A 21,208-nucleotide genomic window follows, 5' to 3' on the forward strand; every position below is an offset into this window, starting at 1 on the left:
GCTCGCAAGCCAAGGAAAACTGGACATGGAAAAGAAACTGATTCTGCGCGGCGTCATCGCCGGCGCGGTGGGCGGCCTGTTCGCGTTCGTGTTCGCGCGGATCTTCGCCGAGCCACAGATCCAAGCCGCCATCGACTACGAGAGCGCCCGTGACGCGGCGCAAGACGCACTCGACAAGGCGGCCGGGCTCCCCGTCGAGGCCGGCGGGCCGGACATCTTCAGCCGCACCATCCAGGCGAACGTCGGCATCGGTGCCGGCATGATCCTGTTCGGCGTCGCGATGGGCGCGCTGTTCGCCGTCGCGTACGCCGTCTGCCTCGGCCGCGTCGGCAATCTCCGCCCGCAGACGCTGGCGATGCTGGTCGCGGCCGGAGGGTTCCTCGGCATCTACTTCGTACCGTTCCTGAAGTACCCGGCGAACCCGCCGTCCATCGGGCACGAAGACACCATCCACGACCGCGGCAACCTGTACCTCGTGCTGGTCGCATCGTCGCTCGTGCTGCTGGTCCTGACGGTTGTCCTCGGCAAGCACTTGAAGGCCCGGTTCGGGAACTGGAACGCGACGCTGATTTCCCTGGCCGCCTACGCGGTGGTCATCGGCGTCCTGATGGCGTTGCTGCCCTCGCTGGGCCACCTGGCGGCCAACGTGCAGGAGTACGGAAAGCACGCGACCGAAACCCCGCTGCCGCTGACGGATTCCACCGGGAAGATCGTTTTTCCGGGTTTCGACGCGGACACTCTCTATGCCTTCCGTCTGTACTCCGTCGCCGCGCAGGTCCTGCTGTGGGGAGCGATCGGACTTCTCTTCGGCCCGATGGCCGAGCGTCTGCTCCAACCGAAACGCGCCACCGCTCAGGCCGAGGCAGTCAGCGGGGCATGACCGACACGACGTCGAGGGCCGCGATGCTCGAACAGCTCGCGGCCCTCGGGCCGTTCTTCACCGTCCAGGAGCACACCGCGGACTCTGCGCCGATTCCGCCGTGGCACAGCATGTCCGAGCTGGCCGAGGACCCGGACGTCCTGCACGACCGAGTGACCGAGACCCAGGCCTACCTGGCCGCGGCCGGCGGCCAGTCACCGGACGCGATCGAAGCACGGGTGGCCGCATCGGTCACACACCTGGGCCTGGTCGCCCGCCTGATCTCTCCGGCGCTGGCCCTCGCCGTCCTTGGCGCCGCCGTCCCGTCGCTCGCCCTCGAAGACCTCCGCTGGCAACCAGTCCTGGGCGGAGCCTTCCCGCTGTCGCTGCCCTGGGGTCCCTCGATTGGCAGCAAGGGACCGCAGGACCTGAGCATCGGACTCTTCGAAGGCCCTATCCCAGTCATCGGCGAGGCCACCCGGCCTTTCGCCGTGTCAGAGCACATCCTCTGGGGCAACGTGGCCTCCGCCGTCAACGGCGCGGCCACCGCAATCACCAACGCCGCACCTCACCTGGCCGAACGAACCGCCCACCTCGCAGCCCTTCTGCTGGCTGCCCCCGCCCTCCGCGACACCCACACCACCTTCGCGGAGACCGGCCGATTCCGCCGCCGCAGCTGCTGCCTCATCTACCGGGCCGCCCCCGACCACGCCGGCCCCCTCTGCGGCGATTGCGCCCTGAACCAGCACTGACCCCGATCGGCGTACGGTGATTGGATGATTGCGCGTATGTGGCGGGGATGGATTCCTACCGAAAAGGCCGCGGAGTACGTCGAGATCGTCGAGCGCACCGGCATGGCCGGCTATCGGCGTACACCGGGGAACGAGGGCGCTCAAATCCTCACCCGCGACCTCGGCGACGGCCGGACCGAGATCATCACGCTGAGCTGGTGGACCGACCTCGACCAGATCCGAGCCTTCGCCGGTGACGACATAGACCGGGCCAGGTACTACCCCGAAGACGACGACTACCTGGTCGAACGCGAGGCCACAGTCGCCCACTTCGAGGTGGCAAGCCCGCCCGGCTCAGACGTGCTTGCCGAACCAGCGGGTTAGGTGGGTGTCCAGGTCTTGCTGGTTGTCGCCGATCCAGGCGACGTGGCCGTCGGGGCGTAGGAGGAGGCAGGGGACGTCCAGTGGTGCGGTGGGGTCCGGGAGGTAGTCGACTCGGTCTGACCAGTCGCCGACGGTCAGGCGTTCGGTGCGGTCGAGGAGTAGACCGCGGCCGTGATGCAGCAGATCGTAGAGACGGCCTTGCTGTACGTCGATGTCGCGCAGGCGGCGGCCGAGTAGGTCGGGGCCGTCTGCGAAGTTGTAGCGGATGTCGATTGCGGTGATCTTCTCGATGAGGTAGCGGTTCACTTCGTCGAAGTTCATGAGCTCGGTGAGCAGTCGGCGTACGGCCTGCGGGCCTGGCTCAGTGGACAGGAGTTCCATCTGGGCTCGGGTGTTGTCCAGCACGTCCGCGGCGACTGGGTGGCGTTCGGCCTCGTAAGTGTCCAGGAGGGTTTCGGGTGCCCAGTCGCGGATCTGCGCGGCCAGTTTCCAGCCGAGATTGAAGGCATCCTGAATGCCCAGATTGAGGCCTTGGCCGCCGGTGGGTGGATGGATGTGTGCCGCATCGCCTGCCAGCAGAACATTTCCGACCCGATAACGCTCGGCCAGCCGAGTCGCGTCCCCGAAGCGGGACAACCAGCGCGGGGAGTGCACGCCGAAATCGGTGCCGGCGATGGTGTGCAACTGCTGCTTGAATTCCTCGAGGGTGGGCGGTTCCTCGCTGACTCGGGCGCCGGCGACCACGATGCGGTAGATCCCTTCGCCGAAGGGCGTGAGGCTGAAGGTTTTGTTGGTCTCGCGGACTTCGGTCACCTTGGCCGCGATCTCTTCCGGCGGCGCGTCCACTTCCAGCTCGCCCATCAGGGTCGCGGTCCGCGAAGGTTCGCCGGGGAAGCCGACGCCGAGCAGTTTGCGCACCGTACTGCGTGCGCCGTCACAGCCGACGAGATAGCGCGAATGCAGTCGTTCCCCGTCGGCCAGCTCGACGGTCACGCCCTCGTTGTACTGCTCGAAAGCGGTCACTGCACAATCCCGTCGTACCTGCGCACCTAGTTGGATCGCGTGTTCTTCGAGCAGGCGAACGATGACGGGCTGCGGGATGCCGAGAAGATAGGCGTGCGCGGAATCCAGGTCTTCAGGCGCGGGTTTGGGGATCGCGGCAAAGAATCCGCCGGCCGGACGCTGTCTTCCGTGTTCGAGAAGGCGATCCAGCAATCCGCGCATTGCCATCAGTTCGAGACTGCGAATATGCAGACCGACTATGCGTACGTACGACGCGGGCTCGGTCTCCTTGTCCAGAACGAGCACCCGCACATCGTGCAGCCGCAGTTCGGCAGCCAGCATCGCGCCAGTCGGCCCAGACCCAACAACGATCACGTCGAACTGCGGAGAGTGCATAGGTGGTTGCCTCCTGGGTGACGCCACGGTCAACTGCAAGCTTCAAGCCCGAGCATGTCAAGGATCGCGGGACGGGTCCGACTGTGGGGTGTCATCGGTTCTCGCAACTACTGGGAGTACGTCGTGTCAGACAACAGGATCGTGGTGTCGGTGCAGGTGTCGTTGGACGGCCGGACCGCGGGCTCCGGCGGTGAACTCGACTGGTTCGTGGTCCAGGACGAGCTGCATGAGCATTTCGTGACGGAGCACAGCAAGGCGGGCATGTTCTTGTACGGTCGCCGCACTTATGAGGGAATGGCCGGCTACTGGCCCACGGCGGATGAAGATCCGGCCAACGACCAGTGGCTCGTCAAGTATTCGAAGCTGTGGAAGTCGATGCCCAAGGCCGTGTTCTCCAAGACGATGCAGTACGCCGAATGGGACACCACTGTGCTGCCCGACCTCGAGTCGCTGGCTGGTCCGCGGGAGCGGACGAGTGGCGACCTCTACCTGGTGGGTAGTGGTGAGGTGATCACGGAGTTCGCCCGCCATGACCTCATCGACGAGTACCAGCTCTACGTCCACCCGGTCGCGCTAGGCGCCGGTCCCTCCCTTCTGGAGGACATCAGCAAACGCCAAGGACTCACGCTGGCCGACACCCAAACCTTCGACCACGCCGTCGTAAAACTCACCTACCGACGTATCAGGTGATTCCTAGCGTGCCGGTCTGTTGGGTGACGCCTTGCCAGATGCCGGCGGGGGCTTCGCGTTGGCAGGCGGTGGCTATGGCATCGGCGGGGGTGACGACGTCGCCGAGGGGGAGTGCGTAGTGGCCGTTATTGCTGAACGGTTTGAGTTCGGGGTGGCGGCGTACGGCGTCGTCGGTCGGGGTCAGGTTGAGGTGTACCGAGTGGCGGTTGAGCGTGGGGGAGGGGATGGTGGTGATCTCGATGGAGATGCTCTCGAGTTCGGTCCAGGCGAGGGTGAACGAGGTTTCGGTGGGATCGGACCAGGTGAAGGTTTCGCGGTCGATCACGATCCAGCGCCGGCGTGCGACGACAGGGACGCTCAGCAAGGTTGCGAGCCCGATCAGCAGGAACGGCGTACCGACGACAAGGAAGGCAGCGGTCGACCCGGTTGAAGCCAGTACGCCGAACGCGGCGAGATAAGCCAGTACGCCGAGGAGACCCGCCAGGCCTCCGCCGATGATCGCCTGCCAGGCGATCTGCGTCCCGACGTCGATCCGCTCCTGCGGTTGCGCGGCCGGCGGAGTCGGGATCGCGTCGGCTCGCTCGCCGGGTGTGGTGATCAACGCGGCCCATCCGTCAGCCTGGTGCTGGTTCCACGACGCCGGTTTGCTGGCGAGGATCGCTGCCACGATTCCGGTACGCCGGGGGAGCGTAGCGACGACAGGCTGTGGCCAATCGGCAGGCGCGAATCCGGCGTACGGGCGCAACCGCGAGTGCGTGCGTGACTCGGTGAAGAACACCAGCAACAGCCCCGGCCGCGCCGGATCGTCGACCACTCCGAGCGCCTTGAGATCGGACCAGCTGATCCGGAAGCCAGGGCTCTTCTTCGTGTCGTCGGAGATGCCCTCGGCGTCCAGCACCAGCGATCGGGGCCAGAACAGGGTGCGCCAGCCGAGCAGCCGCAACCCGTCGACCAGGCAGAGAATCGCACCGATCACGATCAGCAAGATCCCGAAGGCGTGTGCGAGCCAACCGTGCCAAGGCACCAGGACCCCGGTGAGAATCAGCCCGACACCGAGCAACGCCAGATCGATCGCCAGCGTCAGCTGATCGAGTTTCATTTCCCAGCCAAGCCTGAACCTCGTCACGCCGACCGAGTCTAAGTCCCGGACCGTCTACGCGCCGGACCCCTTCGCGAGTTCGGCGCGGGCGGCTGCGACCAGCTCCTCGTTGGTGTTCGCGTGCCCGTTGAGGCCCCAGCCGCCGTCGGGTGCCTCGGTCAACAGCACCCAGATCCGGTCCCGGATGGAGTCGTCGGTGGCGTCGGCGATCAGGCCGGTCAGTTCGGCCACGACCCGGAGCTGCTTGGCCCGGTCGAGTGCCCCGAGGTTGGTGAGCACCTGGACGCGGCAGCAGTCCTCGTCCCCGTCGACGTTCGAGATCGACCCTGGTGGCAGTTCGTGAATGAACGCCGCGGTGTTCTGCCGGAACATGGCGATATCCGGCACACCTTCGATCCTCATCAGGGTGGTCGCCAGATTGCGGGCGAGAGCTCCGGTGTCGTCGATCTTCCCGGCACGGATGTACACATCGATCATCGGCATGGTGTCGTCGGCCTTCCTGGTCGCGGACGATCACCGTATGGCCGTGGCTCACCCCCAGCCCATCGCATGAATAGGTGATACCTGAGTCGTGCCGCCTTGATGTTCTGCGTACGACGTCGACAGCAGCCACGTCCCGATGATGTCCAACCCGAAGTTCGTCCTCGACGCGATCCGCGCCGCCATCGAGGCCGTCTGATACCTACTGCCTCCCAGGCCGAGTTGGCGTGTGCAGTTGCTCGACCCGGTCCAGGATGTAGGCGAGGCCCTCTGCGAAATTGTTTGGTTGGTTGGCGAAGCCTTGGTGTAGGAGGGCGGCGATGTGGGGGTAGTCGCCGCTCTCGGCGCATTCGGTCAGGTAGCTGTTGACGCTTGAGGTCCACTCGCCGGCCGCGGCCGGGTCGGACGGTACGGCGCGTTGTTGCGCGGTGAGCCGGATGACGTAGCCAACTGTGTAGTCGTTGACGGCGGTCACGATGCTCCAGGCTGCGTCCTGGTCGAGTGACAGGGGCGCGACGGCGCGCATCCATTCGTCGAGGACCCGCAGCGTGTTCGGCCCCAGCGGGATGCGATCGACCTGTACTTCGATCGTCCACGGGTGCGCCATCCCCTGGTCTCGCGTACGCCGCGCGATGGCCTCGAGCGCGCTCCGCCACTGCTGCGGGAGTTCATCGCCGAGCAGGCACTCCCCGGCGACCTGGTCGAACATCAGGTCGAGCAGGTCCTCCTTGCTCGACACATGCCCGTACAGACTCATCGGCCGGACCTCGAGCGCCGCAGCGACGCTCCGGATCGAAACGGCGTCGAGCCCGTCGCGGTCGGCGATGGCGACCGCTGCCCGCACGATGGAGTCCCGGGTGAGCGTCCTGCGCCGGGGCTGGCGGTCGTTGCGGGCCCAGACCGGGCCTGCCGCCTGCGACGCCTCGTCGGCCGGCGGTCGCGATGAGGACGTCATGTCGGGCATGGTACGACGCGGCATCGACTCATCCAGTGCGACGGGGCGCGGCCGCTGCAGTCATCGGTGGCACCGGGTACCCGCCGGCGAAGGCGTCGAACTCGGCAGCCTCCTCCCGAGCGGCGGCCTCGGACTGCTTCTTCTCGCCGACGAACATCAGTACGCCGATCGCGACCACGCCGAGCGCAATCGCGGCGTACAGCCATTGCCGATCGATGCCGCCGTTCAGGTTGATGGTGCGGATCGTGGCGACCGCGAGGATCCATAGCAGGGACAGCGGCATCAGCCGCATCCAGCCGAAGTGCATGAACTGGTCGTAGCGCAGCCGCGGCAGCGTCCCTCGCAGCCAGATGAAGAGGAAGAGGAAACACAGCACCTTTCTGAAGAACCACAGGACCGGCCAGTAACCGCTGTTGGCGCCGTCCCAGATCAGGTTGATCGGCAACGGGGCATGCCAGCCGCCGAGGAAGAGGGTGGTGGCCATCGCCGCCACCGTGCCCATGTTCACGTACTCGGCGAGGAAGAACAGCATGAACTTCGCGGCGGAGTACTCGGTGTGGAATCCGCCGACCAGCTCGCCCTCGGCCTCGGGCAGGTCGAACGGCGCCCGGTTGGTCTCGCCGACCATCGAGATCACGTAGATCACAAAGGACGGCGCGAGGATCAGGCCGTACCAGAGCTTGTCCTGCGCGGCGACGATCTGAGACGTCGACATCGATCCGGCGTACAGGAACACCGCGACGAACGAGAGCCCCATCGAGACCTCGTACGAGATCATCTGGGCGCTCGAACGCAGCCCGCCGAGCAGCGAGTACGTCGATCCGGACGACCAGCCGCCGAGCACGATGCCGTAGATGCCGACCGAGGCCATCGCGAGTACGAAGACCACCGCGACCGGCATGTCGGTCAGCTGCAGAGCGGTGTGGTTGTCGCTCCACGGCAGCTTCACCGTCGGCCCGAACGGGATCACCGTCCACGCTGCGAACGCCGGGGTGACCACGATCGCCGGCGCGATCAGGAAGACCTTGTCGGCCGTCTTCGGGATCAGATCCTCCTTCAGGATCAGCTTCATACCGTCGGCCAGCGACTGCAGCAGACCGAAGGGGCCGTTGACATTCGGTCCGATGCGCTGCTGCATCCGGGCGACGACCCGGCGCTCCGCCCAGATGCTGAAGAGCGTCAGCAACATCAGGATGACGAAGATCAGCACCGCCTTGAGCAGCATCAGCCCCCACGAGTCATGCCCGAACTGCGCCAACCCGCCTACGTCGCCAGTGCTCGTCGCCATAGCTCCTCCGCCAGCCGATCTCCGCTAACAGATACGGTGTATCATTAAGCGAGGCCAGCGGCAACCTGATCAGAAGACGTAGGGGATGTCGTGGATGACGTCCTGGTGGCTGATCCGCCAGGCGCCGTCGGTCCGGCGGAACGTGAAGCGGTAATACCCGGATTCGATCGGCTTGATGGTGCCCTGGGCACCGAAAGTGCCAGCGGGCCATCCGCCCTCGGGCTTCGGGGTCCCGGCGACGTCGAAGGTGATGAACTGGGTCTCGATGCCGGCTTCGTCGCCGTCGACGGAGACCAGGTGGTCGTAGGTGGTGTGGTGGCTCCAGCCCAGCGGCGGGTGCGGCGCCATGGTCCCGCTCGGCGGCGCGGACATGGCCGCTGCGATCTGCGCTCCTCCGGACAGCTTCCCCAGTAACTCCATCCCATCGGGCCCGCGGTAGTGGATCTCGACGACCGCGTCGACCTCGTAGAGCTCGGCCATCAGTTCGCCGTTCCGCTGGTCCGCGGCCCGGGTGTAGCGGGAAACGAGCTCTCCGATCTCGTGCTCTGTGCTCATGACGTCCTCCCTGGGTGGATCGCAATCTGCATGTATGAAAAGTACTTATTAAGTCATGAAAGTGCAACCGTAAGAGTTGCTAATATGGGAGAGTCACCGGCGGACGAAAGAGGTACGAGCATGCTGGACGTGCGGTTCTCCAGCGCCCTGAAGGCCATGCTGCTGCTGGGTCATGCCGAGGAACAGGGCAGTCCCGTCCTCAGCTCGACCCAGCTCGCCAGGAGTCTGAACACGAACCCGAGCCTGGTGCGCAAGCTGATGGTCCCGCTGGTGCAGGACGGTCTCGTCGCGTCCATCAAGGGCCGCAGCGGGGGTGTCCGCCTCGGCCGGTCTGCGGACCAGATCACCCTGGGCGAGATCTACCGCTCAGCCATCGGCGACAAGCCGTTGTGGGCGCCCCGGGCCGAGGGGCCGCGGGAGTGCCTGGTCACCAACCACTCCGCTGAGTACTTCGCCAGGCTCACCGACGAGACCGAAGCTGCGGCCCTGAGTGCATTGGCAGGCCGCACCCTCGCCGACAGTCTCGACGAGTTGCGCGCCATCGATCGAGCCTCGTGAACGCCCAGGGCTACAGCGAGCGCGTCGTAGATTCGAGCGCGTCGTAGATTGACGTGCCGCACGGCTGACCGGCAAGTATCTGAACGGTGCACGGGGCCGGCTTGCCGATGACACGTCCAAGGAGATCTTTCATCACAGCCGGACCGGCCCGGACGAGACCGTGCAGCTCGTGGTCGAGATAGCCGCCGACATTGGTTGTAGCGCGGCTCAGCTGGCGCATGCGTGGTTGTCGGGTCGCGGCAATGTCATTCCGTTGCTCGGTGCAACGAGTGTCGCCGTCCACGTCTGACGCACGTGTTTAGAGTGAGGTCATGACAACCGAGTCCGAAGTACTCGCCGTCTCCGCCGCTTGGGATGCCGCCCTCGTCCGCAACGACGCCGAGGCAGTCGCCGCGGTCATGGCTGACGGCTGGGTGTACGTCGGCCCGACCGGCCCGACGCCGAAAGCCGACATCGTCGGCTGGATCGCCTCCGGGCAGCTGGCCCACCACACGATGGAGATCGTCGGAGACGCACGAGTTGTCGCGTACGGCGACTCAGCGATTGTCACGGCACGCAAACAAAGCACCGGTGCGTGGAACGGCGTCGACTACACCGCAGACGAATGGATCAGCGAAGTCTTCGTCCGCAACGCTGACGGTTGGCTCTGCGTACTCAGCCACAAATGCCCGACAGAGCTGTAGACATCAGAGTCCGATGAGGAAGAGTGCGCCCGCGGCGAGCAGGCCGAGCTCGACGAGCAGGACGAAGAGGCGGTCACTGATGCGGCCAACGATGTGCTTTCCCGCCCACGCACCGAGCAGCGTTGCGGGGGTGAGCGCGACGCCGTACAGCAGGACCTGGCGGGTGAGCAGGTCGCCGGCTCCGTAGGTGGCGAGCTTGGTGAGGTGCATGGTGAGCGCGCTGACGGCTTCGGTGCCGATGTAGGCGGCGCGGGTCAGGCCGTAGGCCAGGAAGAACGGTGCCGTGAGCGGCCCGACGGAGCCGAGGAGTGCCGAGCCGAGGCCAGACGCGGCTCCGACGGCGGCAAATGCTGGATCCCTCGGTCGGCGGGGGCGCGGTTTGAGTCGTCGCCACAGCACCACGCCGATGAGGAACACACCGAGCAGCCGTTTCAGAGGCACGAGCGGAGCATGAGTGAGGAGGATGCCGCCGGCCACCGCGCAGGGCACAGCGCCGAGGGCGAACCAGCCGATCAAGGGCCAGCGGAGGTCGCGTCGATTCAGCCAGGCTCGGGAACCGTTGCTGGACAGCTGGGTCAGGGTCAGCATCGGTACCGCGACCCGCAAACCGAACAGGGCAGTGAACACCGGCAGCAGCAGGACTCCGCCGCCGAACCCGGCGACCGCTGACAGTGCGGCGAGTCCGAAGGCCGCTGCCGAGGCGATCAGCAGTGCGGGCAGGAAATGGGTGAGCATGTCTCAGAAGGCCGATGGGATCCCGGCGAGGCGGCGCACGGCCCCGAGACGGCGTACGTGCCGCACCAGGTCAGGCAGGAGCCGCAACGCGTCCCGGATCCGCAGCTCGTCCGGACGAACGAACCACAGCGCGACGATCAGCACGATCCACAACAGCACCACGCCGCCCGCGACACCTGCCACCACCGACCACCACGACACTGTCATCGGCCCATCCTGACAGGACTCGAATGTCGTGTCGTCAGCTCTTGGAGCGGCGGGTGCGGAGTTGCTCTTCCATGTGGAACGGGGCCGCGAGGGGGCCCTCGACCAGGGCAGTGAGCTCGTTGAGGAATTCGGTCCGGCGCGCGCCGGTCATCGACTCGAGCACTTCGTCGTACGTCGTCTGGACGATCGCGTCGGCCTTGTTCAGCAGGGATCGGCCTTTGGCGGTGATGGCGACGATGCGCACGCGGCGGTCGGTCGGGGACATCGTGCGGCTCGCCAGGCCGCTGCGCTCCATGTCGTCGAGCACATTGACCATCGTGGTCTTGTCCATCCACGCCCGCTCGGCCAGCTGGGCCTGGGTGAAGTCGCCCTCGACGCCCTTCGCCAGCACGCAGTACGTCTTGACCGAGATGTCGATCGCCGCCAGCGCCGCGCCGAGTCGCATGGAGACGGCGTACGACGCCTGATTGAGCAGCATCGAGAGGTCGACTGTAGGAAGGGTCCGACCGTGTTGAGGCATGAACCCAGTGTAGTCCGGTTCCATTGGATAATCTAAGACAACACCATCCACTAATGGACGATGCTGCGCTGTGTGACGACAATGCACAGTAGTACGACGATCGCCGTGATCGGTGCGGTCACCGGGAGTTGCTCATTCACCAGCAAAACCGACCAGACGAGCGTGAGCAACGGCTGAGCGAGCTGCAATTGACTGGCCTTCGCGACGCCGATGATCCCCATTCCGCGGTACCAGACGACGAACCCGCCGAGTTGCGAAATCGCAGCAATATAAGCCAATCCGACGAGACTGGACGGCGTCGGATCGAAGCGTTCGTGCGGTACGGCGATAAGCGTGATCGCAGCGCTGATCGGTAGGGCGAGGACCACGGCCCAAGCGATCACCCGCCAGCCCGGCAGATGCGCGCTGAGCCGGCCGCCCTCGGCGTACCCAAGCGAGCAGACGACCAACGACGCCAGCAAGTAGAGGTCGGCGATCGACATGCCCCCGTGGTGCTGGCTGATGGTGAACGCCACAACGGCGGCCGCACCAACGATCGCTGCGATCCAGAACATCCGGGGCAGCCGTCGCCGGGTCATCGCGGCCGATGCGGAAGCAGTCGCGATCGGCAGAAGTCCGACCACCACCGCGGAGTGCGCCGTGGTCGACGTTTGCAACGCCAAAGTGGTCAGCAACGGGAACCCGATCACGCACCCGCCGGCAACGATCAGCAACCCGGGCAGATCGCGTCGGTCCGGCCGTTTCACCCGCAGTGCAAGCAGAAACCCGGCAGCGAGCACGCCCGCGAGCGTCCCTCGTGTGCCGGTCGCCGTCCAAGGCCCCATCCCGCGAGTCGCCCACACCGTCGCCGGAAAGCTCAGCGAAAAAAGACCGACTCCAACCAAAGCCGCGATCGTTCCGGCCCTGGTCGCCGGTATCGCTTTCGGAGCAGTTGCGGTAGCGCTATCGTGGTCCGTCATGGACAACGATAGCAGTCTGGCGACGGTCGTCGGTCGGCTGCGGGTGGAGGTCTCAGCGGCTGGACCGGGTGGGCGTCTGCCGTCGAGTCGCCGCTTGGTGCAGCGATGGGGGATCAGTCCAGTCACGCTCTCGCGAGCGGTCACCGTGTTGATGGCCGAAGGTCTGGTCAGTTCACGTCCGGGAGCGGGCGTGTTCGTCAGCGAACGGGCACGGCGTCGGGCGGCGCCGTCCGACCTGTCCTGGCAGGAACGGGCGCTCGAGACGAGCCGGCAGCGTGCGGACACCCGAGCGGTGATGCAGATGCTGGCGCCGCCGGTCCACGGGGTGATCGACCTGTCCACTGGCTACTTGCATGAGTCGCTGCAGCCGAGCAAGGCCCTCGCCGACGCGATGAGCCGGGCGGGTCGGCGTCCGGGTACTTGGACGCGTGCGCCGGCCGACGGGATTGCTGAACTCCGGGCCTGGTTCGCCGCCGACATCGGTGGTCGTGAAGGTCCGATCGGCGCGGACGACGTGCTGATCAGCTCGGGCGGACAGACCGCGCTGGTCACCGCATTGCGCGGACTGACCGACCCCGGGCAAGCAGTCCTGGTCGAAGCACCGACGTACCCCGGAACGATGGCTGCGGCCGAGGCGGTCGGTCTGCGGTGTGTGCCCGTGCCGGTCGACGCGGACGGTCTCCGGGTCGAGTTGCTCGAGGAGGCCTTCGCGACCTCCGGTGCGCGTGTGCTGGTCTGCCAACCGCTGTTCCAGAATCCGACCGGTGCCGTACTCGCGCCGGCGCGGAGAGCACGACTGATGGAGGTGGTTCGCGCGGCCGGAGCCTTCGTCGTCGAGGACGACTTCACCCGCCGCCTGGTCCACGTCGACGCTCCGGATCTGCCGCAACCGTTGGCCGCGAACGATCCAGACGGTCACGTCGTACACATCCGGTCGCTGACCAAACCGACCTCGCCGAGCCTGCGCATCTCGGCTCTCACAGCGAGAGGTACGGCGTACGCGCGGCTTCGGGATGTCCATGTGATCAACAGCTTCTTCGTACCGCGGCCGATGCAGGAGACAGCGCTGGAGCTGATGACTTCGCCGTCGTACGCGACCCATCTGCGTCGATTGGCCGTGGCATTGCGCGATCGACGGCAGACGCTGACGCAGACCCTGGCGGAACGGTGTCCGCATCTGACGCTCGACGCAGTACGGCCCGGCGGGTATCACTTCTGGACCACACTGCCCGATGGTGTGACCGACGATCAGGTCGCCGCCGAAGCGCTTCGCGAAGGCGTATCGGTCAGCTCGGGCCGCAACTTCTACCTACCCGTCGGCCCAACCCACCACCTCCGCTTCACCTACGCCGCCGCCGCATCCGCCGACGAACTCACCCGCGCCGCCGACCGCCTCGCCCAAGCCCTGCGAAGAGCTCGACCGTGACCGGCGGTTCCCCGGAGTCGATCGTTGGTGGACCCTCGGCCAAGGCGTTCAACACCAACTTCGCGTCGATCTATGACGCTGTGGACGCGGAGCCGGTGCGGCCGGGGTCCCTCTACGCGGCCGAGGCCGAGGCGCGCGAGACGACCGAGCAGCTGATTCGCGATGCCGGGTTCGATCCGATTCATCTCGGCGACCTGACGCAGGCACCGCTGCTGGAAAGTCTCATCGCTCTGACCTCGACACTCGACCGCGGAGAGCTCGGCCCGTTCTTCTACCGGTTCAACCGCCCAGGAGAACTACCCGCGAGCTGAGGCTCCGCCAGAACCTGAGTGCGTGGGCGGCGAAGAGTGATCGCGGCGATCGCGGCTGCCACCGTGATCAGGGCGGCTCCGATTCCCCAGCCGACGTGGTAGCCGCCGACGGCTGCGCTGGTTGCGGTTTGGCCGTGTTCGCCCAGTCTCGCCGTGGTTGCTGCCGCGATGCTGGAGAGTACGGCGAGGCCGATCGCGGAGCCGACCTGCTGCGAGGTGTTGAGCAGACCGGAGGATGCCCCGAGCGCGTCGGGCGTGGTCTCGGACATGGCCGTCGACATGATTGCGGGGATCGCCGTACCGCCGCCGATCGCGAACAGCAGCATGCTGGGCAGCACCGAGACGGCGTAGTTGCCGTGGGTCGGCGCGAAGACCAGAAGGAACAGGCCGAGCGCGACCATCAGCATGCCGGGAACGATGAGTACGCGGGCTCCGACCCGGCGGCTGATCCGGGGATAGCCGAACAGTGACAGGCCGCCGATGCCGATCGCGATCGGCAGGATCGCGCAGCCGGCCTGGGCGGGGCTGTAGCCGAGCACGTTCTGGAAGTAGACCGTGATCAGGAACTGGAACCCGAGCATCGAGCCGCCCAGCAGCATCAGCACCAGATTGGCTCCGATGACCGCCCGGGAACGCAGTACCGCAAGGGGAAGCAGCGGCCGTTGGGTCCGCAGTTGCCGTACGGCGAAAGCGGCGAGCAGGACGACCGCGGGGATGACCATGGCCCGCCGACTGGGATCGACAACGGCGAGGATCGTCGCGGCGACACCGCCAACCAGCAGCACCGCTCCTGGGTAGTCAGCGCCCGCCCGCAGTCCGGTGCCCGTCTCGTGAGTCAGGACTCGAACGCCGATCACCAGCATGATCACGCCGATCGGGACGTTGAGGAAGAAGGCCCACCGCCACCCGGCGAGATCGGTGATCACACCGCCAAGGAAGAGCCCGGCCGAGGCGCCGGCGGATGCCATGAACGCGTAGATCCCGATCGCGCGGGCACGCGGCGCCGGGTCGTCGAACAGCGAGACGATCATGCCGAGCGCCACCGAGGACGCCAGCGCAGCGCCGGCGCCCTGGGCGAAGCGAGCTCCTACGAGTACGCCGGCGGACGGGGCCAACCCGCAGGCCAGGGATGCCGCGGTGAAGAGAGCGAGGCCGACGAGCAACACGCGACGACGCCCGATCAGGTCACCGACGCGGCCAGCCAGTAGGAGCAGGCTCCCGAAGCTGACGAGGTACCCGTTCACGATCCACGACAGCTCTGTGGCGCCGAAGCCGAGGTCGCGCTGGATGGAAGGGATGGCCACGTTCACGACGGTCTCGTCGAGCACGGTCATCATCGTTGCCGCACAGAGCACGACGAGTGCGACGAGTCGCCGACCCGAGAACTCCGAAGTCTTTGTCATGCATCGAAAGCTAGCAGATCGTCTATCAATAGACAATCTAATAGCTTCCGTTAGGATCGGGACGCTCGCACCAGCCCGGACCCCAACGGCAGGAGGCTGTGCCGTACGGCGTTACGGTCCCGGCTCGACGTGACCAGGCCGGCCGATCGCAGGATCGAGGCGTACTCGCTGGCTGATGCGGTCGAGATGCCGAGATATGTTGCCAGTTGGGTCGTGGTCAGATCGGGTCTGGATTCGATCGCGACCAGAACGCGGGCCTTGGTCCGGCCGAGGAGTTCGACCAGCTGCCGGCTCGCGACGACACCTGGCGGATCGGCGTACTGCATGGTCGGGAACGGGTAGCCGATCGTCACCGGCTCCCACGGGTTGACCATCGTCGTCACCGTTCGCAGGCGACCGATGCCAGGGATGAGCACGATCCCTTGACCGTGTCGCTCGTAGTCGCCGTCGTAGCTGTTGTTGCTGATCGTCAGGACCGGCCGGCGCCAGCGGATCGAGGGATGGATGGTCGACAGCAGGTGGTCGACTCCGTGAACGTCGAGGTCGCGACGCCGGCGGTCGGCCTCGGCTCGGAGCTGGGTATGGACGCTGCTCCAGGAGTCGCCGTACGCCGCGCGGTGAAACGCGAACGCGGCGTCGATCACACGATGGGCGACGCCGGGATCTCCGCCCACCAGGGCATCGGCCGTTCCGCTGCGGTTGACGAACGACTCGAGATGGCGTGAGTCGCGGGTGATGCGCCAGGCGGGTACGGACGCGGCGAGCTCCAACTCGTCACTGAGCGTCGGGTCGTCGGCAACGGGGGATGGGGTGAGGAAGTCGGGCACGTGCGAGCCGTCGAGTTCGAGCAGCCGGGTGAGCTGCCCGCCGGGTTGGCCGGCCAACCGGATGAGATGGGCGCGAGCCGCGTGAACCGCGGCTGGTTCGGCCGGTCCAGCTGCCAAGGCCGCCGTGATCGTTTGAAAGGCCGGGGACACGCTGATCCGGATCCGCTCGAGGTCTTTCCCGGAGAGCCGAATTCTGAGCATTGTTCGTCCGATCGCCGCGGGGAAGCCACGATAGCTCGGGCCCTACTGTTTCGGACTGGGCCGAAAGAGGTGGTGACGTACGTCGGTGAGCAGTTCTATGGCCGGGTATGTCATCTAACTGAGGGGGCGCTTTATGGGCCGGTTGGTCAACTCCACCTACGTCACGCTCGACGGTGTGATCGAGAGTCCGCAGGACTGGCCGTCGTTGGCGAGTTTCTCGGAGAGCGGTGGCCGGATCCAGCTCGAACTGTTGCAGGCCAGCGATGCGGTGCTGATGGGGCGCCGTACCTATGAGGGTTTCGTTCCTGTCTGGACGAGTATGTCGGGCGATCCGTATAGCGATCGCATCAACGCAATGCCGAAGTACGTCGCATCGACGACCCTCACCGATCCGAAGTGGAACAACACCACCGTGATCGACGGAGATCTCGCCGAGTACGTCGCCAACCTGAAAGACGAGGGCAACCTCGTTCAGTACGGATTCGGTGCGGTCTCGCGCCCGCTGTTACAGGCCGGGCTGATCGACGAGCTGCGGTTGTGGCTGCATCCGTTCTTCGTGGGACGAGGCGACCTCATCTACCAGGATTCGCTCACGGCGACCTTCGACCTGAACGACGTCACCCGCCTCGACTCCGGCGTCGTCATCCTCACCTACACGAAACCCTAGATGTCCAGGATCAGGGCGCGGTGGTCTGAGACCTCCGGCTGGGTCGCGATCGTGAAGCTCTTGACGGCGGTCCGGTCGGAGACGAGCAGGTAGTTCGCGTGACGAGTCGGTTTCGTGTACGCCGACGTACGGGTGTCGGCCTGGCCGACGAGATCGGTCAGGCCGACTTTCGCCAGTACGGCAAAGGTTTCGCTGTCCGGCAGGAGATTGAGGTCGCCGCAGACGACGGTCAGATCGGCACTGGATCCGGTTCGTTCGACGAGCTCGGCGAGACGCTCGGCCTGAGCCTTCCGGGCGGGAGTGTCGTGCTTCCCGGCCGGGTCGCGGAGGCCGTGCAGCTGGATGACTGCGACGGTCCGGTCCTGCGGTCGGTCGATGACGGAAGCGGCCAGGGCGACTCGTGCGCGGGCGTCGGTCGACCAGTCGTCATCATCGACGAAGTGGCCGTGGACAAAGGCGGTCTGCAGGCCGGTCAGCGGCAGCTCTTCGCGGATGAAGGTTGCGATGCCGAAGTCCTGCCGGCGCCGGACACCTGACTCATCGGTGACCGGGCCGGCGTCGCTCGTGACCATGATCGCCTGATCGCTGGGTCGCAGCGCCTTGACGTCCTGGAAGAGATTCGCGCGCTGCGGCAACGACCGTTCCCCGTCCTCGAACTGGGTCCAGCCGGACACCCCCGGCGTACGAGTGACCTCCTGCAGACAAAGAACATCGGCGTCGACCGCCTGGACCCAGGGCGCGAGTTGGTCGAACATCGCCCCACCCCACGCATTCAAAGACACAATCCGCATGCCCCGCACCCTAACGCGGGCGCGCGGCCATCACTCGCCGTTGAGTGGGGTGGTGGGGACGCGCCAGCGGAAGTAGACGTTCTCGGGGAAGGAGGCGGGGATCTTGCCGCGGGACTGGATGACGGTGGCCGTGCCGTTGGCGTGGCCGACGGCGTACAGGTAGGCGCTGTCGGTGTCCTTGTCGATGCCGATCAGGACGACGCCGTACTGGCCGCACTCTTGCGCGGTCATCGTTTCGAAAGCCTGCCAGGTCGCACTGCGGACCTGCTTGACGACCGGCTTCATCGGCGCGCTGGTCGGGATGTGGATCGTGTACAGGGCGCCGCCACGCGTGTTGGCGAGGAAGGTGTCGTACGTCTTGGTCTGACTGATCAGCACCATCGACTTCACCGCGGCGAATCCGGGCGCGGAAGCCTTGTTCTGCCAGGCGCCCTTGGAGCTGATGGTCCAGCGGAACAGGGTGCCGTCACTGCGGAGGCCGTAGGTGTTCCACCGGGTCATGTTGGCGTCGTTCGGACCTTGGTACTGCGACTGCTCGAGCACCGTGAAGGCTCCCCAGCCACTGCCGATCCGCGGACCCGGATCGCCGGTCTTCGTGCTCGTGCCGGAATAGGCCGTCCGGTACAACCCGTCGCCGATCAGGACGAACCCGCCCTCGACGATGAATCCGGCGTCCTCGTCGGCCTCCCAGGTCATCGTGGTGCTGACCCGCACCTGCCCCGGCCCGTAGACCTTGGCCTTGACCAGGTTGTTGACGCCGACCGTCGGCGGCACCGTGGTGTCGATCTCCTGATTTCGGTGGTCACCGCCGGCAGTGACCGACCCCAGTCCCATCCCACAGACCGCATTCCCCGCCGCCATCGCCGTACCGGGCAGCAGACTTCCTGCCACGAGCACAGCGGCCATACCGATCGACTTGAGCATCGAGAACCACCCCTTCACCCAGCACGATGCCGCTCCCGGGCTATTAGTTACAGCTATTTCTCGGTGTTGAGTTCACGGAAGGTGGTTAGTTGGTGTCGTACTGTGATGGGGTGTCTTAACCTCACGGGGCACATCGACAAAGGAGGCGGTCGTGGATTCATCCACTCCTGCGGCTCGGATCGGTGCGGAGTTTCTCGGTACGTTTTGGCTTGTTTTCGCCGGCTGTGGTGCCGCCGTTCTGGCGGGTGTCGTGCTCACGCCGGACAAGGTCCCGGTCGGCATCGGCTATCTCGGTGTGGCGCTGGCGTTCGGTCTGACGGTTCTGACCATGGCTTTCGCCGTCGGCCACGTCTCCGGTGGGCATTTCAACCCGGCGGTCACGATCGGTCTCGCGGTGGCCAAGCGGATCGAGTGGAAATGGGTGCCGACGTACATCGTCACCCAGATTGTCGCCGCGTCCGCGGCCGGCGCAGTGCTACTGGCCATTGCCAGTGGCAAGGACGGATTCAGCGCCCATGACAGCGGCTTCGCCAGCAATGGTTACGGTGATCGGTCGCCGGGCGGTTATTCGCTGCTGGCGTGCGCGATCGTCGAGGTCGTGCTGACTGCGTTCTTCTTGTACGTGATTCTCGGCGCGACCGATGATCGGGCGCCGAAGGGATTCGCGCCGATCGCCATCGGGCTTTCGCTCACGTTGATCCACCTGGTCGGCATTCCGGTGACCAACACGTCGGTGAACCCGGCTCGGTCGCTCGGCGTCGCCTGGTTCGCCGGGGGGAGCGCGCTCGGCCAGGTCTGGCTGTTCATCGTCGCCCCGATCGTGGGTGCGGCGATCGCGGGTATCAGCTACGCCGCGATCACCGGCGCACGCGCACCCGAGATCGACGAGGGTGTCGCCAACAATCCCTAGCAAAGGACCCGGCAGAACCTGACATCGGGTTCTGCCGGGTCAGGATCGTTTCAGTTGGCGACAGGCTCGAGGACGAAGACCGGGAGGATGCGGTCGGTTTTGGTTTGGTAGTTGGCGTAGTCGGGCCAGGCCTCGACCGAGCGCGCCCACCAGAGCTCGCGCTCCTCGCCGTCCAGTTCGCGGGCGACGTACTCGCCGGTGACGTCGCCGTCCTGGAGCTGGAGCCTCGGGTCGGCCTTGAGGTTGAAATACCAGACGGGGTGCTTCGGGGCGCCGCCGAGCGACGCGACCACGGCGTACTCGCCGTCGTGCTCGACCCGCATCAACGGCACCTTGCGGATCTTGCCGGACTTCGCACCGCGCATGGTCAGGAGCACGACGCCCTTGCCGTGGTCGATGACGCTGGTCGTTCCGGCTTGCTCGATCTTCTCCACCATGTCCGCGACGTACGACATCGGGCTGGGGGCGTACTCGGCTTCGGTTGACATGTCACCCAGCATACTGGTGACGCATCACCAATACCACGACCTGACGCCACGGCGGTTTGGCCGGATCCTGGCGGATGATGTCCATCTGGCCACTGCCGCCGGGGACGGTCGCCGGGTGAGGCTGGAGCAATGAACGAGAAGAGGATGCGGGCGATCAGCCTGCGCGGCTGGGGCGGGCCCGAAGAACTGGTCGAGATCGAGACGGAGCGGCCGAGTCCTGGGCCGACGGAGATTCTGGTGCGGGTGCACGCAGCGGGGGTCAACGCGACCGACTGGAAGGCGCGGTCGCACGGCGGTCTGGGGCTTTGGGGCGATCCCGTCATCCTCGGCCATGACGTCTCCGGTGTGGTGGAGGCCGTCGGCCTGGGTGTGACGCTGTTCGAGCCGGGCGACGAGGTGTTCGGGATGCCGCACTTTCCGGGCCAGGCGGGTGCTTATGCGGAGTACGTCGCGGCGCCCGCGCGGCACTTCGTTAGGAAGCCGGAGGAGATCGACCACGTGCAGGCGGCCGCACTTCCGCTGGCCGGGCTGACGATCTGGCAGGCGCTGACCGAGATGGCGAACCTGCAGCCGGGACAACGCGTACTCATCCATGCTGCCGCCGGCGGTGTCGGCCATCTCGCCGTACAGATCGCCAAGGAGCTTGGTGCGTACGTCATCGGCACAGCCCGGGAGGCGAAGCATCCGTTCGTTCGCAAGCTCGGTGCCGACGAGGCCATCGACCCAGGTCGACTTCGCCGAGGTGCTCTCGGACGTCGATGCCGTGCTGGACACAATCGGTGGCGACTACGGCATTCGTTCTCTGCGGGTACTGCGCCGTGGCGGCACTCTCGTGAGTCTGTCCGGACCGAACGACGCTCCGCCTCGCGAGCTGGCCGACGAACACCACATCCGCTCCGGCTTCATGCTCGTCGAGCCGGATTACGCCGCCCTGAAGGCGATCGCGAGCCTCGCCGCCGCCGGCCGGCTTCGTGCCGAGATCGGCACCGTCGTACCGCTCGCCGAGGCTGCAAAGGCACACGTTCGTGGCGAGACAGGGCGCACGACCGGCAAGATCGTCCTGACCGTAGCCCCAGCAGGGTCGGCTTCTTGCAAAGATTGATCGAGATATTGCACGGATGTGTCTGGCGCGTTACGGTCTGGCCACCACGGTCCGTCT

26 protein-coding genes and 1 pseudogene are annotated in these 21,208 nt (G+C 66.1%); 12 read left to right on the forward strand and 15 right to left on the reverse strand.

Annotation, left to right across the window (positions count from 1 at the left end):
- The first annotated feature begins 25 nt into the window (after nucleotides 1-25).
- Genes EV650_RS01055 through EV650_RS01065 form a run of 3 tightly spaced genes read left to right on the forward strand, consistent with a single transcriptional unit; the run spans nucleotide 26 to nucleotide 1,974 of the window.
- Entirely contained in the window at nucleotides 26-880 is an 855-nt protein-coding gene (locus EV650_RS01055; protein WP_134114392.1) for a CbtA family protein, read from the forward strand.
- Complete coding sequence (locus tag EV650_RS01060) at nucleotides 877-1,611, forward strand: (2Fe-2S)-binding protein (protein ID WP_134114394.1); 735 nt, start codon at nucleotides 877-879, stop codon at nucleotides 1,609-1,611. The genes EV650_RS01055 and EV650_RS01060 overlap by 4 nt, the downstream gene beginning before the upstream one ends.
- Before the next feature lie 24 nt (nucleotides 1,612-1,635).
- Nucleotides 1,636-1,974, forward strand: a complete 339-nt coding sequence (locus EV650_RS01065; RefSeq protein ID WP_134114396.1) for an antibiotic biosynthesis monooxygenase family protein — start codon at nucleotides 1,636-1,638, stop codon at nucleotides 1,972-1,974.
- Here EV650_RS01065 and rox read toward each other — a convergent pair.
- Nucleotides 1,945-3,372, reverse strand: coding sequence for a rifampin monooxygenase (gene rox, locus EV650_RS01070; RefSeq protein WP_134114398.1), 1,428 nt, complete (start codon nucleotides 3,370-3,372; stop codon nucleotides 1,945-1,947). The two genes, EV650_RS01065 and rox, sit on opposite strands and share 30 nt — an antisense overlap.
- Nucleotides 3,373-3,495: 123 nt before the next feature.
- On the opposite strand from rox, the gene EV650_RS01075 reads away from it, so the two are divergent.
- Nucleotides 3,496-4,062: a dihydrofolate reductase family protein gene (locus tag EV650_RS01075; RefSeq protein WP_166677977.1), complete on the forward strand. Its 567-nt coding sequence runs from the start codon at nucleotides 3,496-3,498 to the stop codon at nucleotides 4,060-4,062.
- Here EV650_RS01075 and EV650_RS01080 read toward each other — a convergent pair.
- The 5 genes from EV650_RS01080 to EV650_RS01100 all read right to left on the reverse strand — a co-directional run bounded on the left by EV650_RS01080 (nucleotide 4,055) and on the right by EV650_RS01100 (nucleotide 8,439).
- A complete protein-coding gene (locus EV650_RS01080) occupies nucleotides 4,055-5,188 on the reverse strand; it encodes a hypothetical protein (RefSeq protein WP_134114402.1) in 1,134 nt (377 codons plus the stop codon). The two genes, EV650_RS01075 and EV650_RS01080, sit on opposite strands and share 8 nt — an antisense overlap.
- Nucleotides 5,189-5,215: 27 nt before the next feature.
- Nucleotides 5,216-5,638 (reverse strand): tautomerase family protein, encoded by a 423-nt coding sequence (locus tag EV650_RS01085; protein WP_166677978.1) that lies wholly within the window; start codon nucleotides 5,636-5,638, stop codon nucleotides 5,216-5,218.
- Nucleotides 5,639-5,843: 205 nt separating this feature from the next.
- Nucleotides 5,844-6,596, reverse strand: coding sequence for a TetR/AcrR family transcriptional regulator (locus tag EV650_RS01090; protein WP_166677979.1), 753 nt, complete (start codon nucleotides 6,594-6,596; stop codon nucleotides 5,844-5,846).
- A 28-nt stretch (nucleotides 6,597-6,624) separates the two neighbouring features.
- The gene (gene nuoH, locus EV650_RS01095; RefSeq protein WP_134114408.1) at nucleotides 6,625-7,884 is read right to left on the reverse strand and encodes an NADH-quinone oxidoreductase subunit NuoH; all 1,260 of its coding nucleotides are present in this window, start codon (nucleotides 7,882-7,884) and stop codon (nucleotides 6,625-6,627) included.
- A gap of 69 nt (nucleotides 7,885-7,953) precedes the next feature.
- A complete protein-coding gene (locus tag EV650_RS01100; protein ID WP_134114410.1) occupies nucleotides 7,954-8,439 on the reverse strand; it encodes a nuclear transport factor 2 family protein in 486 nt (161 codons plus the stop codon).
- Between the two features lie 120 nt (nucleotides 8,440-8,559).
- Between EV650_RS01100 and EV650_RS01105 the strand changes: the two genes are divergently transcribed.
- Complete coding sequence (locus EV650_RS01105; protein WP_134114412.1) at nucleotides 8,560-8,997, forward strand: RrF2 family transcriptional regulator; 438 nt, start codon at nucleotides 8,560-8,562, stop codon at nucleotides 8,995-8,997.
- A 311-nt stretch (nucleotides 8,998-9,308) separates the two neighbouring features.
- The gene (locus tag EV650_RS01110) at nucleotides 9,309-9,680 is read left to right on the forward strand and encodes a nuclear transport factor 2 family protein (RefSeq protein ID WP_134114414.1); all 372 of its coding nucleotides are present in this window, start codon (nucleotides 9,309-9,311) and stop codon (nucleotides 9,678-9,680) included.
- A gap of 3 nt (nucleotides 9,681-9,683) precedes the next feature.
- Here EV650_RS01110 and EV650_RS01115 read toward each other — a convergent pair whose 3' ends face one another.
- Genes EV650_RS01115 through EV650_RS01130 form a run of 4 tightly spaced genes read right to left on the reverse strand, consistent with a single transcriptional unit; the run spans nucleotide 9,684 to nucleotide 12,101 of the window.
- Complete coding sequence (locus EV650_RS01115) at nucleotides 9,684-10,415, reverse strand: sulfite exporter TauE/SafE family protein (protein WP_134114416.1); 732 nt, start codon at nucleotides 10,413-10,415, stop codon at nucleotides 9,684-9,686.
- Nucleotides 10,416-10,418: 3 nt separating this feature from the next.
- On the reverse strand, nucleotides 10,419-10,622 hold the full coding sequence (locus tag EV650_RS01120; protein ID WP_134114418.1) for a hypothetical protein: 204 nt from the start codon (nucleotides 10,620-10,622) through the stop codon (nucleotides 10,419-10,421).
- Nucleotides 10,623-10,656: 34 nt separating this feature from the next.
- Nucleotides 10,657-11,142, reverse strand: a complete 486-nt coding sequence (locus EV650_RS01125) for a MarR family winged helix-turn-helix transcriptional regulator (protein ID WP_166677980.1) — start codon at nucleotides 11,140-11,142, stop codon at nucleotides 10,657-10,659.
- 50 nt (nucleotides 11,143-11,192) lie between these two features.
- Nucleotides 11,193-12,101 carry a DMT family transporter gene (locus tag EV650_RS01130; protein ID WP_134114422.1) on the reverse strand — a complete coding sequence of 303 codons (909 nt, stop codon included), beginning with the start codon at nucleotides 12,099-12,101 and terminating at the stop codon, nucleotides 11,193-11,195.
- Here EV650_RS01130 and EV650_RS01135 point away from each other — a divergent pair.
- Nucleotides 12,100-13,527 carry an aminotransferase-like domain-containing protein gene (locus EV650_RS01135; protein WP_134114424.1) on the forward strand — a complete coding sequence of 476 codons (1,428 nt, stop codon included), beginning with the start codon at nucleotides 12,100-12,102 and terminating at the stop codon, nucleotides 13,525-13,527. The two genes, EV650_RS01130 and EV650_RS01135, sit on opposite strands and share 2 nt — an antisense overlap.
- A complete protein-coding gene (locus tag EV650_RS01140) occupies nucleotides 13,524-13,838 on the forward strand; it encodes an NADPH-dependent FMN reductase family protein (RefSeq protein WP_134114426.1) in 315 nt (104 codons plus the stop codon). The genes EV650_RS01135 and EV650_RS01140 overlap by 4 nt, the downstream gene beginning before the upstream one ends.
- Here EV650_RS01140 and EV650_RS01145 read toward each other — a convergent pair.
- Nucleotides 13,799-15,241 carry an MFS transporter gene (locus tag EV650_RS01145; RefSeq protein ID WP_134114428.1) on the reverse strand — a complete coding sequence of 481 codons (1,443 nt, stop codon included), beginning with the start codon at nucleotides 15,239-15,241 and terminating at the stop codon, nucleotides 13,799-13,801. The two genes, EV650_RS01140 and EV650_RS01145, sit on opposite strands and share 40 nt — an antisense overlap.
- A gap of 50 nt (nucleotides 15,242-15,291) precedes the next feature.
- Nucleotides 15,292-16,269, reverse strand: a complete 978-nt coding sequence (locus EV650_RS01150) for a winged helix-turn-helix domain-containing protein (RefSeq protein ID WP_134114430.1) — start codon at nucleotides 16,267-16,269, stop codon at nucleotides 15,292-15,294.
- A gap of 133 nt (nucleotides 16,270-16,402) precedes the next feature.
- Here EV650_RS01150 and EV650_RS01155 point away from each other — a divergent pair, with 133 nt between their 5' ends.
- The gene (locus EV650_RS01155) at nucleotides 16,403-16,936 is read left to right on the forward strand and encodes a dihydrofolate reductase family protein (RefSeq protein ID WP_134114432.1); all 534 of its coding nucleotides are present in this window, start codon (nucleotides 16,403-16,405) and stop codon (nucleotides 16,934-16,936) included.
- On the opposite strand, the gene EV650_RS01160 is transcribed toward EV650_RS01155, so the two are convergent.
- Both EV650_RS01160 and EV650_RS01165 read right to left on the reverse strand, forming a co-directional pair.
- Nucleotides 16,933-17,727 carry an endonuclease/exonuclease/phosphatase family protein gene (locus tag EV650_RS01160; protein WP_134114434.1) on the reverse strand — a complete coding sequence of 265 codons (795 nt, stop codon included), beginning with the start codon at nucleotides 17,725-17,727 and terminating at the stop codon, nucleotides 16,933-16,935. The genes EV650_RS01155 and EV650_RS01160 overlap by 4 nt on opposite strands.
- 30 nt (nucleotides 17,728-17,757) lie before the next feature.
- Nucleotides 17,758-18,651, reverse strand: a complete 894-nt coding sequence (locus EV650_RS01165) for a hypothetical protein (protein ID WP_134114436.1) — start codon at nucleotides 18,649-18,651, stop codon at nucleotides 17,758-17,760.
- Nucleotides 18,652-18,802: 151 nt separating this feature from the next.
- Between EV650_RS01165 and aqpZ the strand changes: the two genes are divergently transcribed.
- The gene (aqpZ, locus tag EV650_RS01170; RefSeq protein WP_134114438.1) at nucleotides 18,803-19,561 is read left to right on the forward strand and encodes an aquaporin Z; all 759 of its coding nucleotides are present in this window, start codon (nucleotides 18,803-18,805) and stop codon (nucleotides 19,559-19,561) included.
- 50 nt (nucleotides 19,562-19,611) lie between these two features.
- On the opposite strand, the gene EV650_RS01175 is transcribed toward aqpZ, so the two are convergent.
- Nucleotides 19,612-20,049, reverse strand: a complete 438-nt coding sequence (locus EV650_RS01175; protein WP_134114440.1) for a nitroreductase family deazaflavin-dependent oxidoreductase — start codon at nucleotides 20,047-20,049, stop codon at nucleotides 19,612-19,614.
- Between the two features lie 144 nt (nucleotides 20,050-20,193).
- Here EV650_RS01175 and EV650_RS40845 point away from each other — a divergent pair.
- Both EV650_RS40845 and EV650_RS40850 read left to right on the forward strand, forming a co-directional pair.
- Nucleotides 20,194-20,718, forward strand: a pseudogene (locus EV650_RS40845) (NADP-dependent oxidoreductase); the annotation flags it as partial.
- 34 nt (nucleotides 20,719-20,752) lie between these two features.
- Complete coding sequence (locus EV650_RS40850) at nucleotides 20,753-21,151, forward strand: zinc-binding dehydrogenase (protein ID WP_238173956.1); 399 nt, start codon at nucleotides 20,753-20,755, stop codon at nucleotides 21,149-21,151.
- Nucleotides 21,152-21,208 lie beyond the last annotated feature (57 nt).

The sequence above is a fragment of the Kribbella kalugense genome, from assembly GCF_004365875.1.
Taxonomy (GTDB): domain Bacteria; phylum Actinomycetota; class Actinomycetes; order Propionibacteriales; family Kribbellaceae; genus Kribbella; species Kribbella kalugense.

Excerpts from the sequence above, each read along its gene's own strand:
- EV650_RS01145 (WP_134114428.1), bottom strand. The coding sequence starts at position 15,241 with ATGACAAAGACTTCGGAGTTCTCGGGTCGGCGACTCGTCGCACTCGTC.
- EV650_RS01060 (WP_134114394.1), top strand. The coding sequence starts at position 877 with ATGACCGACACGACGTCGAGGGCCGCGATGCTCGAACAGCTCGCGGCC.
- rox (WP_134114398.1), bottom strand. The coding sequence starts at position 3,372 with ATGCACTCTCCGCAGTTCGACGTGATCGTTGTTGGGTCTGGGCCGACT.
- EV650_RS01090 (WP_166677979.1), bottom strand. The coding sequence starts at position 6,596 with ATGACGTCCTCATCGCGACCGCCGGCCGACGAGGCGTCGCAGGCGGCA.
- EV650_RS01100 (WP_134114410.1), bottom strand. The coding sequence starts at position 8,439 with ATGAGCACAGAGCACGAGATCGGAGAGCTCGTTTCCCGCTACACCCGG.
- nuoH (WP_134114408.1), bottom strand. The coding sequence starts at position 7,884 with ATGGCGACGAGCACTGGCGACGTAGGCGGGTTGGCGCAGTTCGGGCAT.
- EV650_RS01150 (WP_134114430.1), bottom strand. The coding sequence starts at position 16,269 with ATGCTCAGAATTCGGCTCTCCGGGAAAGACCTCGAGCGGATCCGGATC.
- EV650_RS01130 (WP_134114422.1), bottom strand. The coding sequence starts at position 12,101 with ATGACGGACCACGATAGCGCTACCGCAACTGCTCCGAAAGCGATACCG.
- EV650_RS01055 (WP_134114392.1), top strand. The coding sequence starts at position 26 with ATGGAAAAGAAACTGATTCTGCGCGGCGTCATCGCCGGCGCGGTGGGC.
- EV650_RS01160 (WP_134114434.1), bottom strand. The coding sequence starts at position 17,727 with ATGCGGATTGTGTCTTTGAATGCGTGGGGTGGGGCGATGTTCGACCAA.
- EV650_RS01085 (WP_166677978.1), bottom strand. The coding sequence starts at position 5,638 with ATGATCGATGTGTACATCCGTGCCGGGAAGATCGACGACACCGGAGCT.
- EV650_RS01115 (WP_134114416.1), bottom strand. The coding sequence starts at position 10,415 with ATGCTCACCCATTTCCTGCCCGCACTGCTGATCGCCTCGGCAGCGGCC.
- EV650_RS01110 (WP_134114414.1), top strand. The coding sequence starts at position 9,309 with ATGACAACCGAGTCCGAAGTACTCGCCGTCTCCGCCGCTTGGGATGCC.
- EV650_RS01155 (WP_134114432.1), top strand. The coding sequence starts at position 16,403 with ATGGGCCGGTTGGTCAACTCCACCTACGTCACGCTCGACGGTGTGATC.
- EV650_RS01135 (WP_134114424.1), top strand. The coding sequence starts at position 12,100 with ATGGACAACGATAGCAGTCTGGCGACGGTCGTCGGTCGGCTGCGGGTG.
- EV650_RS01125 (WP_166677980.1), bottom strand. The coding sequence starts at position 11,142 with ATGCCTCAACACGGTCGGACCCTTCCTACAGTCGACCTCTCGATGCTG.
- EV650_RS01165 (WP_134114436.1), bottom strand. The coding sequence starts at position 18,651 with ATGCTCAAGTCGATCGGTATGGCCGCTGTGCTCGTGGCAGGAAGTCTG.
- EV650_RS01105 (WP_134114412.1), top strand. The coding sequence starts at position 8,560 with ATGCTGGACGTGCGGTTCTCCAGCGCCCTGAAGGCCATGCTGCTGCTG.
- EV650_RS01065 (WP_134114396.1), top strand. The coding sequence starts at position 1,636 with ATGATTGCGCGTATGTGGCGGGGATGGATTCCTACCGAAAAGGCCGCG.
- EV650_RS01120 (WP_134114418.1), bottom strand. The coding sequence starts at position 10,622 with ATGACAGTGTCGTGGTGGTCGGTGGTGGCAGGTGTCGCGGGCGGCGTG.
- EV650_RS01175 (WP_134114440.1), bottom strand. The coding sequence starts at position 20,049 with ATGTCAACCGAAGCCGAGTACGCCCCCAGCCCGATGTCGTACGTCGCG.